Origin of the sequence: Pseudoalteromonas luteoviolacea S2607, from assembly GCF_001625575.1 — a bacterium.
Classification (GTDB): Bacteria; Pseudomonadota; Gammaproteobacteria; order Enterobacterales; family Alteromonadaceae; genus Pseudoalteromonas; species Pseudoalteromonas luteoviolacea_E.
Genome location: NZ_AUXV01000056.1, coordinates 441,701 through 454,995 on the forward strand (window position 1 = coordinate 441,701; position 13,295 = coordinate 454,995).

Annotated in this window: 6 protein-coding genes; 1 reads left to right on the forward strand and 5 read right to left on the reverse strand. The window is 40.6% G+C overall.

The window, feature by feature from the left end; genetic code table 11:
- Positions 1–483: 483 nt before the first annotated feature.
- The 5 genes from N480_RS19030 to N480_RS19050 form a co-directional block, all read right to left on the reverse strand.
- Complete coding sequence (locus N480_RS19030) at positions 484–2,139, reverse strand: H-type lectin domain-containing protein (protein WP_063374010.1); 1,656 nt, start codon at positions 2,137–2,139, stop codon at positions 484–486.
- Positions 2,140–2,343: 204 nt separating this feature from the next.
- Entirely contained in the window at positions 2,344–2,886 is a 543-nt protein-coding gene (locus tag N480_RS19035) for a GNAT family N-acetyltransferase (RefSeq protein WP_063374011.1), read from the reverse strand.
- A 208-nt stretch (positions 2,887–3,094) separates the two neighbouring features.
- Positions 3,095–10,231 carry a leucine-rich repeat domain-containing protein gene (locus N480_RS19040; RefSeq protein ID WP_155732898.1) on the reverse strand — a complete coding sequence of 2,379 codons (7,137 nt, stop codon included), beginning with the start codon at positions 10,229–10,231 and terminating at the stop codon, positions 3,095–3,097.
- A gap of 487 nt (positions 10,232–10,718) precedes the next feature.
- Entirely contained in the window at positions 10,719–11,213 is a 495-nt protein-coding gene (locus N480_RS19045; protein ID WP_063374013.1) for a nuclear transport factor 2 family protein, read from the reverse strand.
- 106 nt (positions 11,214–11,319) lie between these two features.
- Positions 11,320–12,162, reverse strand: coding sequence for an isocitrate lyase/PEP mutase family protein (locus N480_RS19050; RefSeq protein ID WP_231102287.1), 843 nt, complete (start codon positions 12,160–12,162; stop codon positions 11,320–11,322).
- Positions 12,163–12,235: 73 nt separating this feature from the next.
- On the opposite strand from N480_RS19050, the gene N480_RS19055 reads away from it, so the two are divergent.
- Positions 12,236–13,135: a LysR substrate-binding domain-containing protein gene (locus N480_RS19055; protein WP_063374014.1), complete on the forward strand. Its 900-nt coding sequence runs from the start codon at positions 12,236–12,238 to the stop codon at positions 13,133–13,135.
- The last annotated feature ends 160 nt before the right edge of the window (positions 13,136–13,295 follow it).

Below are 13,295 nucleotides of genomic sequence, written 5' to 3' on the forward strand. Positions count from 1 at the left end.
TCTTGCATTTATTATTTGTTTTTATGCAACCTTCCTCATTTCAGCACAACAACCGTGCAATGTTAAGTCAAAATAGGCCTCTTTTAGCGCCAATTATGAATGATTGTAAACACGGCTAGTGCCAAAAATGGACAAGTTACTATTATTACTAAATTTATCGTTAAAATGCGTGATTTCTTTAGTAAATTACGCAATATGAGACTTTTTACCTAGCCAATAAGTACCATAATTTGAGTTCTTAAATTGTGTATTTACGTGCTTTAGCTTCCATAAGTAGAAAGCTGTATAAAAGTCGCTGTTATCATTCGCTACAATTAACAGTCCTTATTTCCAATGCACTTTTTAGGCCACAATTTGGGTAAAGTTACATATTAATAATTGGTCTGTTATCGGGAATAAAAGGTTAAGAAGAAAGAAGTTAAAGGAAAGAATCAAAATAAAAAAGGCCCTCTTCGAGGGCCGAGACAGATGTCCAAGGGTTGATCAATCTTTGCGTCGGATACTTAAGTTATCATCCCCATTGCTGCTGACTTGCTGCACAAGGCTAACACCACCGATATCCATCACTAGCACAGTTTCCATGGTATGGTTTAACTCCTTATCTTTTGAGGTCTCCTCAACTAATAAGTAGTAGTGCTCCCCAATTTGGCCCCCAGTATGATTGATATTCGCACTGAATAATTCATAAGATGGACTACCAGATTGTGTTTCTAATGTGCCTGAAGAACCACTGCCTGGCACAATTGCAACATATGATACTGTTTCGTATACATGGCCTTCGTTTAACGTATCTTGCTCATAAAAAGCCGCTTTAAAACCGGTTGTTGTAATGTCTTTAACACGAGTCGCAATAGTGTGACCACCATTAAATGTTTGAACTTGGAGGAAAACATACGGCGCACTGTCAAAGTTTTGGCTAAAGTTTGCTTGCTTGAATACTTTTGTATCATTGAGTTCAAAGCTACCCACTTCAATGACCGTCCCATCGGCCATGGTGTAACGACCTTGTTCTAGAGCCATATAATCGAAAGACTCTTTATAAGGATGTACTTGGTCTAAGTAATTCCACTCCTTAAATGCAACTTCAAAGCCTGTTGGGGAAACATTTCTAACTCGGTTAACTCCACCGTGACTACCATTAAAGCTCGGCGCTGATGTGAAAACAGCTGGCGCGAAAAAGTTAGCACTTGCGGTTGAGTGCGACTGCCATTTGTGGTCTAGGTTTTTTACAATTGAATCAGAAATCAAAGTGATCTTGTTGTCCAATGCACATGGATCAGCCTGATAGCAAGCTACTGGTGCTGCTGTATTTGTCGCAAGGTCGTTAATTCTTAGCGGCAAAGTCGCAACAAGGCAAGTGCCGCCCGTTTGCATATTAACTTTGTACAACTCAGACTGATTTCTGTGACCGTGGTCATTAATGACAGCGCGACTAACAAGTACATCTCCATTTTGTCCGATTGTTGCTCCTGTAACCGCAATCAGATTATGGTCAGCCTGTTTAATCAACTCGAAATTATTTTCATCTGTTCTGTCAATTAAATACACAGAGGTTGAAGAAACTAAGTACAACTGGCCTTGATGGAAAACTAAATCGCCTCGGTATTGACCGTCTATATCACCAAAGTGCATAAGCTTAGTAGCTGCACCAGTGCCCTTATCGATTTCATACAGATCGGTATAGCTATTAGCTATCAACACATCATTTTCTTCATCATAGACCATGCCTATAACTGATTTAGTTCGATCAACAACATGATGTTCCTGACTGGCAAAGTCGTAGTAGGCTAAACGGGTGTATTTGAACCTATCGCCTTGTACTGGAATTTGTGCGAGTACTTCAGGCGATGCATTTAGTGCACTTAAGTCCACTTTGTATTCGAAAGGAATAGGCGAAGATGCATAGTACATTCGGTTGAGGCTGGAATCGTATGCCATAGCTGCAGAACTAAATTCAGCCATTGAAATTGCTTTTGCTGACTTTTCTTGCTCTTGTAAACTGAATAGTACCCCAGGTGCGCCGCGACCTGAGTTAATAGAATAAAGTTCGCCTAAACAACTGTTTGCGCTAGCAACAGATGAATAAATAGTAGATGATGCGATCAGTAAGGGGAAAACTGCGCGTGACATATTTAGCATGTTAGAACCTTTCACTTCAATTCTAAATCGTTAAAATGACACAAAGAAATGACATACAATTGCTATATGTGCCTTATGTCCTTTAAGGTAAGCGCTTCCATTATAACTTTGTAACCTGTGATTGGACTATGCAAAATTCATATTGATTATGCAATCAATTCAGGTCACAAATAACATGAACGGCAAGTTCGAAAGTATAAACGGTTAAACTAATTCAATCTGTTTGCTCATCGACACAAATGTAATCGTTGTCTCATCATTCAATTGGTATTCGATTGAAGCTTGTTGAATAAATCCGTGCCTTTCATACAGTTTTACACCGGGTAAGGTCGCCATAAGTTCGAGCTTTGAGTACCCCATAGCAATAGCTTCAGACTCACACTTTTTCATAAGCATTGAGCCAAGCCCTTGCCTCGCATAGTAAGACCTAACAAAAAATGCTCGTACTTTTGCCGCTTGGGATCCAGGCTCTAACAGGGTATTATTGCGAGCCCTTTCATTGTCACTCCCAAACAGTGTGGTGCGATAACTCCACCCCCCACAAGCTACAATCTCTCCCTGATCTTCAATGCAAAAATAGGTTTTATCTTTAATCAGTTGCGTGTCAACACCTAAAGCGCTTTCCAATGCCAGCTCTATTTGTTCCTCTGAATAATGCAGCTTAGACAACTCCCTTGTTGATTCACTGATGATTTTTTTCAAAACCGAAATATCTTCCTCTTGGGCTGTTCTCAACGTGTAATTCATAGCTTTTCTCTCCTTGTGTTCACACCCGTAAAACTCGTTCGACAGCTAACGAGAATACGTTTAACACCAACCTGACGCAAGCACCTCTACATTCAATCCTACATGCACAGAGTAGGTTAATCTTGAAAAGTGTTTCTACTAAAAACAAAAAAGCTCCTACACCATTTAAAACATAACGTAGGAGCTTAATGATATCGTACTTAGCCTATTAGGTGCGGTTTATTACAGAGCAAGCACCTAGATCTCCCTCCTCACACACAAAGGCAAATACTCTGCCATAATGCCTTTGCAAGTGAGATATTGCTTTGTCGCTAACAGTGGTGCCACCTAAGTAAATTTTGACATTTCGAACAGATGCGCTCCCTGTCACCTCGTCTAAGGTGTTGCCTCTAAACTCTATCTGTAAATTACCTATACCTTGGGGTAAATTAAGTGCTTTAATTGCCGTATTGTTTATTCTGAGCAACTCAAAAGAATTAAGAATTTGAATGCTATTGATGGAGGTCCCGCTGATTGAAAGCTGCTTCAACCCCGTATAGGTTGATAAATCAAACTCTGTCAATAAAGTGTTATCTACAAACAACATCGTCATCAAATGCTCGTCTGGTTTACTCAGTTCTACTAGCGGGTTGTTAGACAGATTGAGTACTCGCAATACAGAGAATTTCCCAATATCAAAGGTACTCACTTTATTATCAGATAGCCTCAAATTAACAATCGTGTGATTCTTAGTAACACTTAGCGCTTCCAACTTGTTTCCAGACGCATCTAATGTTTTCAGTTTCGTATCATCAGGTATTTGTAACGTTTCAAGTAGATTGTTTTGCAAACGTAACAACGTTAGTTCAGGGTTATTGCCCAAACTTACATGCGATATATTACTATCATGAGCCTGTACCATTATCAGCTCAACCATATGGGTTAGATCGAGTTCGGTCAATTGTGTATTTGATATCGCAAGAATCTGAATACTGCTCTTATTAACAGACAAGCTTTCTAATGGTGTATTTCTCGCATTCAAGCGAGAGAGGTGTGCCAAAGAAGAAAGCGCAAGGTGGCTCACTTTCGTACCTTCAACTTCCAGTGTTTGTAACAAAGTAAACTGGCTAAAATCTAGCCCGGAAATTGGCGTATTTTTAAGCCCTAAGCTTTTAATTCGATTACTTTGTGAAATACCCGTTATTGACGTCAGTGGTGCATTAGTCGCCTTTAAAGTTTCAAGCGTCGTATTTTGGCCTAAATCCACAGACTTAACCGTGCTGTAACTGATATCTAGCGAAGACAAATTGGTTTGGCCTGCCAAATCTAGATGCTCCGGACCACTCACCGAAATACTTAGTGAGGTTAACTGGCCCCCCTGTGGTAGTGTCACTTCGGTTAGCTCCGTCACTTTTAGCGTCAGTGATTTTAACTCTGTTAATTTAGACAAATCCAAATTAGATTGCGTCATATCAGCAAGGCTCAAACTGGTCAGATTGGACATACCGTTTATTTGCTCTTGTGCTAGATCACTAAGACTATCAATGCCAGACAACGATAAACGCTTTAGTTTTTTAAACTTAACCAGTTCAGAAAGATCCGTTAGAGAACGTATTTCACCACCACTACACGACAAACTCTCGCTATATTCTAAGTTGCGGTGCACGTCATATGCATCGACACATGCCTTTAGGTAAGACTCTGATATACCTAGTTTTTCAGACATACTCTCTGGTATATCTGCAAACTTCGCTTTAATAACACACGACTGCGACAACTGCGTATTTGCAAATACTAGGTGTGTATCCGAATGCGTCGATGAATGAGATATACCACACCCTTCAATACTTTCTAGGTACATTCCCCAATCATGTTTTACAGTAACTTCTAATGGCTGGCCAAATAGTAAGTATGAATGAAGCGCGTTCAACTCAATGCTGCCGCCAGCCGTAGCTTCAACTTCGACGGTATACACGGGTATGTCATACTGCATTTCTCGAAGAGTACCTTCAGCACATGTACTGCCATCCAAATACTCACAAAATGTCATTGTTTCTGCATCGCTACGCACGACTTCTAATAAATATTCAGCGCCATTACGATTGTACCTGAGTTTACCATCTAACCATTGCGCTTGTTGGTGTGGATATGTATCAGCTCCAATTTGTAAGCCATTGACCTCAGAATGATAGAGATGCCAAAGTTTTAGTCCACTATCTGTTCGCTCATACAGCCGTAGATAATCTGCGCCAAAATCTTTGTGATCTTTAAAAGATGAGTGCCACAAAACGTGAGGTTCGATTTCAGATAAACTAGTTTGCTTATTTAGGGCGATCACACGCAGCCCTTCCACATCGTTTTTCAAATGTGAGAATAAGCTTGGCTTCTCCTTTCTTTCAATGACGTACAGTTTTTCATTGTGCTTTGCGAGCACTAAATATTCACGCTTGAACCCTTGTGAACAATGCTCGAATTCTAGCTCACATGCTGGGTCAAAGACCTTTTCCCTATCATTGAATAAGGCTGATACAGTTAGCTTATTACCGTCCCAACTCGTTTTAGCAGCCCCATTTAAATACCCTTTTCTAAAGACACCTTCAGGATGTAATTCAAACCCCTCTGCACCATATACAGACTGATACCGCCATTTACCTACAAGACTATTTATCTCAAAAGTATTGTCCTGCATTTTAACTAGTGCACCCGCACCGATTGATAGCTTAATATTTTTCAAATTCGTATTACTGGCCGATATACGTACCTTGTCAGTCACCAAATTAAAGCCGTCATTTCTTGTCTCTGTCATCTTAAACTCAACAAAGAAGTCATACTCATTATTGAATACTTCTATGTGCCCGAACGAATTGATCCGCCAAGATACCGTCAACTCTGGATCAGTTTGAGATTGAGTAATCTCAGGGTTCAAAGTAATCAATGACATAGAGCCTTGTTGGTCTTGCGACAAAGTCAATTTGTAGTTTTGTCCCAAGTGAAGCAATGATTCATTATCCAAAGCATGATGAGTGAGTAGCCAAGTTCCCTGCATATCTTCAGTAGTTACAGGTATAGTGACCAGGTCACTTTTATTGACTACTTGTATCGGTGCTAAATCGTAATCTTCGTTATCAATTTCGTTTATCGCTCGCCAAATGATGTGGTGTCCCTGAGCTGTGATTTTTAGATCAAAGCCAATGGCATTAAAAACATCGATGCCATTAGTAGATATACGCTCTGTGCCATCATTAAAACGTGCTCGATATAATCCCTCAGATACCTTAGTCATATCTGTCGCAATAATACCGTCATGGGTATAGAGCATCCCCCGGTTAATGTTCTCAAACGACAATCGCCAGCTATGTGGGATTTCAGAGCTCGTGTTAACAAAAACAACGTCGCCTACATAGGGTGGACTTTGCACAAAAACAGCTTTGATTGCGCAGTCATGTTTGGGAGCGTTTACAGCAAAAATATGTCTGAGATCAGAGGTGGTTTGTAGCGTGCCGTTACAGCCCTCAATACTCTCTAGTTCATATCCAGTTTCAGGAATAGCCTCGATAGCAAAGCTCTCGCCATAACGATAAGTGTTTTTAGAAGACACGAGTTGGCCAAGGCCTTCTTGTTCCACATTAATAGTTAATGCTGGAGGTGTTGGTGTGTAGCGAGTTGTATTTTCAGCATTACAATCTGCACCCTCCATAAAGTGGCAAATTGAAAAGCTATTACCATCACTTTCCACAAACTGTAAATAAGATACGCTTTCGGTCGCGATATGAGTTAGCCTAATCCGATCTGATTGCAAAGTAAGTAAATAGTCCTTTCCATTGATTCTAATCGCCTCTTGGCACTCTTTTGGAACACTACCGGTACAGCGAATAAATCGATGAAGTTTCACTACGCCGGTGTCAGTTTGAGCATACAGCTCAGCACGACCATCAAACGCGTATTGATATTTATCTGTTTCAACAAATGCAGTGTAGATATCCGAGTCGGTAAGGGCGTCATCGCTTAGTTCGAATAACAACACCTCACTGTCTGCAATTAGGCTACCAAATTCGAAGTAATTAATTTGCGTAAACTCAACTGCGATTTTATTTTCATAAGCCGCCAAAAGTTTCAGTTGATTGGTTGAATTAATTTTACAATTTGACAGAGATACATCACAAAAATCAACTTCCGTTCGGTCCAATGTATAAGCATGGCGCATCAATTTGCCGTCTATTTTTTCAACAGGCTCCCCGTGTTTAAAAAAGTAGTTGATTTGATTTTGCTCATCGATTTCAAACGACTTGGTTTTCCCTTTCACCTCGATAGGAGTCCATGTTTTCTGATAATCTATATCATCAAAACTAATATTTTGATGCTTAATCAATAAGGCCGATAAAAGGCTGCGTTTATTAAGGTACATATCCTCAAGGTAGATCAATTTGCCGAACGGTAAATTGCGAACAAATTTTGCCGTCAAATCATCACCGTGTTTATTAAAAAACATCTCATGATTTTTAATGCCCCAAGAGATCTGCATTGGATTGATGTATGAGGTCACGTTAGCAAAGCCATTGTCATAAAATTCAATTGCATAGCTACTGTTATTAGCAAACTTATCCTGATAAGAAATTGACCATTGACCAATAAAATCTTCAACTTGCTGTTCAGGCTTTGAGTCTTGGGAAATCAATCCTGAATGGAAGGCTTTTATGAGCTGCGACTTGCCGTCAGAGAACATGTTAATGTCACCTGAGAAGCGGCCCTTACTATTTTCAAAAACATCGATGGTAATGATTGAAACATAGTCAGTTGGAGATTTAAACTGACCCGTACCGTATATTGGTAGCGGCTCAGCCAAGAGTAGTTCGATATTAGAACCATCTCGATCCCACGTAAAAGATACGTTTTGTTTAGCAGTTAATTGCCCTGTGCGGTCTTCATTAAATGAAAGCGCGGCAACAAAGCCACTCATTAACGTGCGTTCACCAATAAAATAAGTGCCTAAAAGTGGCTCAACACCTTCATTCATAAGGTCGTTATCGCCCTTGATTTCAGCCCTTAACTTCGCAATTAGCTCTGGATCTGACTTTCTCAGGGCCTTTAGCATTTTCCGGGCTTCACGAAGGTTACTGGCAAGCTCTAACGTGGAGTTGATCCCATCGGGTAAAGTATGTCCATGATCGATTACGGCTTTGAGCAATGCCGCAACTTCTAACTTTTCTTCATTATCTACATGCGCTTGCGCTTGCGCCAATTCAGCTTCGCTAGTAAGTGCAGAGCCCACTTCCATCATCAATGCGTATTCAGCCGTTGTTACATTTGTAATATTGATGCCAAAGTATTCGCTTGAATCAACGGTGTTATCTTCTCCCGCCGCATCAACTAAACCGCCAAATTCACCAAGTTGAGAGATCAAAGCCACATTTTTTTGTGAACCTACCCCCTGAGCAGACAATTTTATCAGATTGTTCTTTTCTGATTCATCAAGGTCAATCTCTATTACATAGTTACCATTAGCGTCCGCAACAGTATGAAAAATATGCTCACCCACTCTGAGCTGCACGTCCGCATTGGCAATCGGTGAATCGGTCACCTTGCCCTTAAGCGTTGCCGATGTTCTTAAGTGTGTAACTTTGGCGGTAAATGAGTCAGTCGCTGTTGCGCCTTGATGATCCGTCACTGTAACCATGAAAGTAATCTCTTGATCTTCAGTGATATCAGGCACTTCAACAGTTAACGAATTGCTATTTTCACCTACTAAGATTAATTCTAAGCCCGAATCATGTTGCCAAGAATATGTCTCTATCTGTCCATCAGCATCCGTTGCATTGGCAGTTAAAATAAATGGTGCACGCTCTGCAAACTCTGTGCTCGTAGAGGATAACGTTACTTCAGGTGAGACATTGGGTAATGCGACAATCGAAACTTGATGCTCCTCACTGGTTACAGCGCCTTGGTTATCTGTAGCCGTAACAATAAACTTAATATCAATGTCTTGATCAACACTTATACCGGATACTTGGAGTTCCTCAGAAGTTGTGTCGCCAACATCAATAGAAACTGGCGACTCATATGTCCAACGATGGCTAACAATACTGCCATCTTGATCTCGCGACTGTGAAGATAAGGTAAACGCAACCTCTTCACCAATAGAAGTTGGGCCATCTATCGTCACAAGGGGAGCTACATTGCTTTTAGCTACAATGGTCACAGCTTGTGTCGTGGTTGACTCAGCACCATCATCATCCGTCACGGTGACGGTAAAGTTCACATTTCTATCTTCTTGAATATCGGGTGTGAGAAGCGCAATTTTTCTCGCTTGCGCTTCAGTTGGTGAAATATCTAATCCACCATCATTACGCCATCTATAGCCAACAATATTACCGTCACTGTCCGTCGCATGTGCCTCTAGTGTGATAATTTGCCCCTCTTCAACAGAAGCAGGTGCCAGTATGTTTACAACAGGAGCTTCGTTTGGCTTAGGTGTCAATGATACCGTATGTGTTTTGACGGTACTTTGGCCATGCTCATCCGTTGCAGATGCGGTAAACGTGACTGAAGTGTGTGCTTCTATATCTGGTATGGACACATTGAGCTTTGCAGTCTCCTCACCAGTTAAGTTAAATTCTAAGTCAGAATCATGCTGCCAACTGAGTTCCACGTCATCCCCTTCAGGATCGTTAACCGAAGCGATGAGCTGTATTTGTGAAAGCCCTTGTGCATCCGATGGACCTGAAAGTTCTAGCTCTGGTGCTAAGTTGATCAAAGGTTCAATGCGAACCAAATGAGACTTTTCAAACGCGTTGTCGCTAGTATCAACCACTAATATCGTGAAAGTAACATTTTCTGCCGCTTCAACATCAGCACCAGTAACACTTAACGTAGACGTGTTTTCGCCGCTTAGTTGCAAAGGTAACTTTGAATCATGTCGCCATTGATAGCTGGCGACTTCCACCGACAGTTCAGTTATTTCACTTGTTAGGCTAAAAGGTTCATACTCCAACACCGTTTCTATGCCGGTTATATTAATCGTTGGGACTGGCAATAGTGTCATCGTATGATCTGCAGATGCTGAACTGCCTTTGTCATCTGTCGCTGTTAGCGTGAAAGTAATACGATGAGGTTCGGTGATATCAGGGCTTACAACTTGTAACTCCAGGCCGTCATAGTCTGCGATATCTAACTCTAAATCGCTATTATGCTGCCACTTGTAACGAGTAATCTCCCCATCATCTTGTGCACTACCTGCCAATTTAAACTGGGTTTGTTCGAGTACTTTCTTTTCCCCAGAGACGACTACCGTGGGCGTTTTGTTGGTAGCCGGTTTAATATCCTTGTTATCATTGTTTGGGCTACTAGAGCCGCCTCCACAAGCTGCCAACGTTAGACAGCAAAAAACAATTGTACTTATTCGCTTTGCTTTACTACAGCTAATAGAATCCTTTAAAAAGAACACAAGCTTTATCCCTTTTTATTTCTTTTGTCCCTGTTATTTTATCAAAAAAAGTATATTTACAATACAGCCTTTAATCTATAAACAATTAATTGTTAGCAATTTTAATCAAAAAATTAATTTTTTAATTTCACATTAAATAGGCAGGATAACTCTTATTTTACCGTCTATAACACGACAAAGTTCGCGAAAAGAATTAATTTACACCCAATTAAAAATAGAACTTTTATTCCCAAACTTTGGGTTAAATAGATTTTTTAGACATTAAAAGTAGAAAGGCAGAGTACAGTTTAAAACCTGAGGTTGGGCATCATTAAAACACAGACACCGCTTGACCAGACCAAATAGGGGAATCATTGATGCCATGGCCCCTTAATTAAAGCATTGATTTTTAATGCCTTATAGCATTACCCTCTTAAATACATCGACCGGAGATCCCCTCGTCAACAGATATCGGGTGTTTTGGATTCTCTACTTGATAAAACAGCGATATTATTTTCCACTGCCCTTTTGTTTTGACCAACTGAATGCTATTGACCCCTGTAAACTCCGGTGTATTTTTCTCCTGGTTAAACCGAGTCTCCACAACGCTATATATTTGCGAAAAATGATCATAACGCTCGACTTTTCTGACAATCTCGCATTCGTAAAACCCGCTTTTAGAGGGCTTATTTAACAATTCAATAAAGTCCGTGCCAGATTTAACCATCAAATTGTGTTTACCCTCTTTCAAATGCACTCCAAAGACGGTGGCATCCGAATGGAATAACTTTTGTAGCCGCGTAATATCAGCTTTTTCATTTTTATCATGCGACAGGGCTTGCCAAAATTGACTCACAACCTGTTCTGGAGAAGAAGCGAGGGCATTACATGACATAACAGTAATGAACATAATTAATATAAAGCGCATAACGGATCCCTTTGTAATACTTAATTTGCGTGTAGCCTTTAACTTATACCGCAAACTAACTCATTTATTTCACTTTATCTATACCCTACGCCTCCTCGCAATCAGTTTACAAATCGTTTGCTACGAATAGAGCACTGCAATCGCCTTTTAAATTAATATTTTTCATTGTTTTTTCTAATTGATTTGAGATAGACACATAAGCAAAATTTCCCATACTAATACGTCTGACACCAAGTTTTGACAACGTATCAAAAGCAGGTAAATCAGGCATCGCCATTACGTTGATAGGTAACGATGTTGCTGTCACAACTGCCTCAATATCTGACTCGGCTATCACACAAGGAAAAAATAACCCATCAGCTCCTGCCCTCTGGTAGCTCTCAGCCCGTTTGGTCGCTTCTGCAGTCGCATTGTCCAAACCCAACAAAAAAGCGTCGCAGCGAACATTAACAAAAACCTGAGTATCGCTGGCTCTTAGATGCCCCATAACTTCCGATAAAAACGCAGCAAAAGTATCTTTATCCATAAGTATTCTTGTTTGGGCCACCCTACTATCTTCTAGATTCACACCCACCACACCTAAATCAACCAGCTGTCTTATGTTTGCAGCAACCTCTTTGGGATCTCGACTATATCCAGATTCAATATCCACACTCAGTGGCAACGAGCTTGAAGCTGAAATTCTTTTTACCATAAACAAGAGCTCTTCAAATGGCATGTGTTCACCATCTTCATAACCTAATACTGCGGCGACCGCCGCGCTTGATGTCCCTATAGCTTGATACCCTGCCCTTTCAGCACGCTTGGCACTTTCAGCATCCCAAACATTTGCAAGAAGTAATGGTTGTGATTGTTGGTGAAGCATTTCAAATTTATTCATGATGTTTTCCATGTAAACTATTTTATTGTCTGCGATAGCACTATTTTCTTCATATTCATTTACAAACACCAACAATCAAAATCGACTTTTAATATAAGCAGAGCTTATAATTATGAACATCAAGGACAAAAATTAAGATATTGTGTTTAAAAATTTAAATCTGCTTGTCACTTTCGAGTGTGCAGCTCGACATCATAGCTACAGCCTCGCGGCGCAAGAGCTCTGTATTTCTCAAGCTGCTGTTAGCCAGCAAATGCGCCAGCTAGAAGGCTTACTCAGCACCCGCTTGTTTATTCGCAAAGGTAAACAGATGCACCTAAGCCAATCCGGACGCGTGCTATTTGAACATGCACAACAAGGTCTCTCAATTTTAAATCAAGGTGTTAATCAATTGCGCGAAGAGAGTATTGAAGGTGAGCTTACCATTACTTCGACTCAAGCGTTTATCGCACTGTGGCTCATGCCAAGACTGCAATCGTTTACCGAGCAATATCCAAACATTCAGATAAATGTGTCTTCTTCGGCGAGTTTTGTAGATTTGAAACAATACCACCTTGATTTGGCAATACGGTTTGGCGCCAATGTAGAACAACATACTCCAAACAACCTAAACTGTGACTATTTTGGTGAGTCAAATGTTTATCCAATTTGCTCTTCTTTGCTTGCTCAGCAGTTGGCTTTACACAAACCTGAGGCTTTGTTTAAGCAAAAATTGGTGACGTTAGAAAGCCCAGGCCCTTACGATTGGCCAAGTTGGTTTAATAATGCTGGCGTTTCAGGAGTTGAAAACTACAAGCAGTGGACCAAAGTCAACTCGACGGATATAGCACTAAGCGCCGTTTCTAGTGGCCATGGCGTAACATTGGCTGTACCCTATTTATGCCAACGGCAACTCGATTCAGGAGAGCTGTCCATTCCCTTTAACATACCTCACCCAAATACGGTAAAAAGATACTTTGTATACGACCCGACTTCACCTCGGGTAGCTAGATTAAAAGTATTTACGCAATGGTTAAAAGCAGAGATGGCTCAAACAACTTAACCCTTGGTTAAACGCTAATAAAGCCTCTCTCTTCAAAGAGCTCCTCAAAATAGCACGCTCTACATGTAATAATCAGCTCTATTTCGTAACTCATAACTTAGGATGATATTTACGTGCAATGATTGACATGCTAACCCTGATTGCAATAATGCCGGTTTTG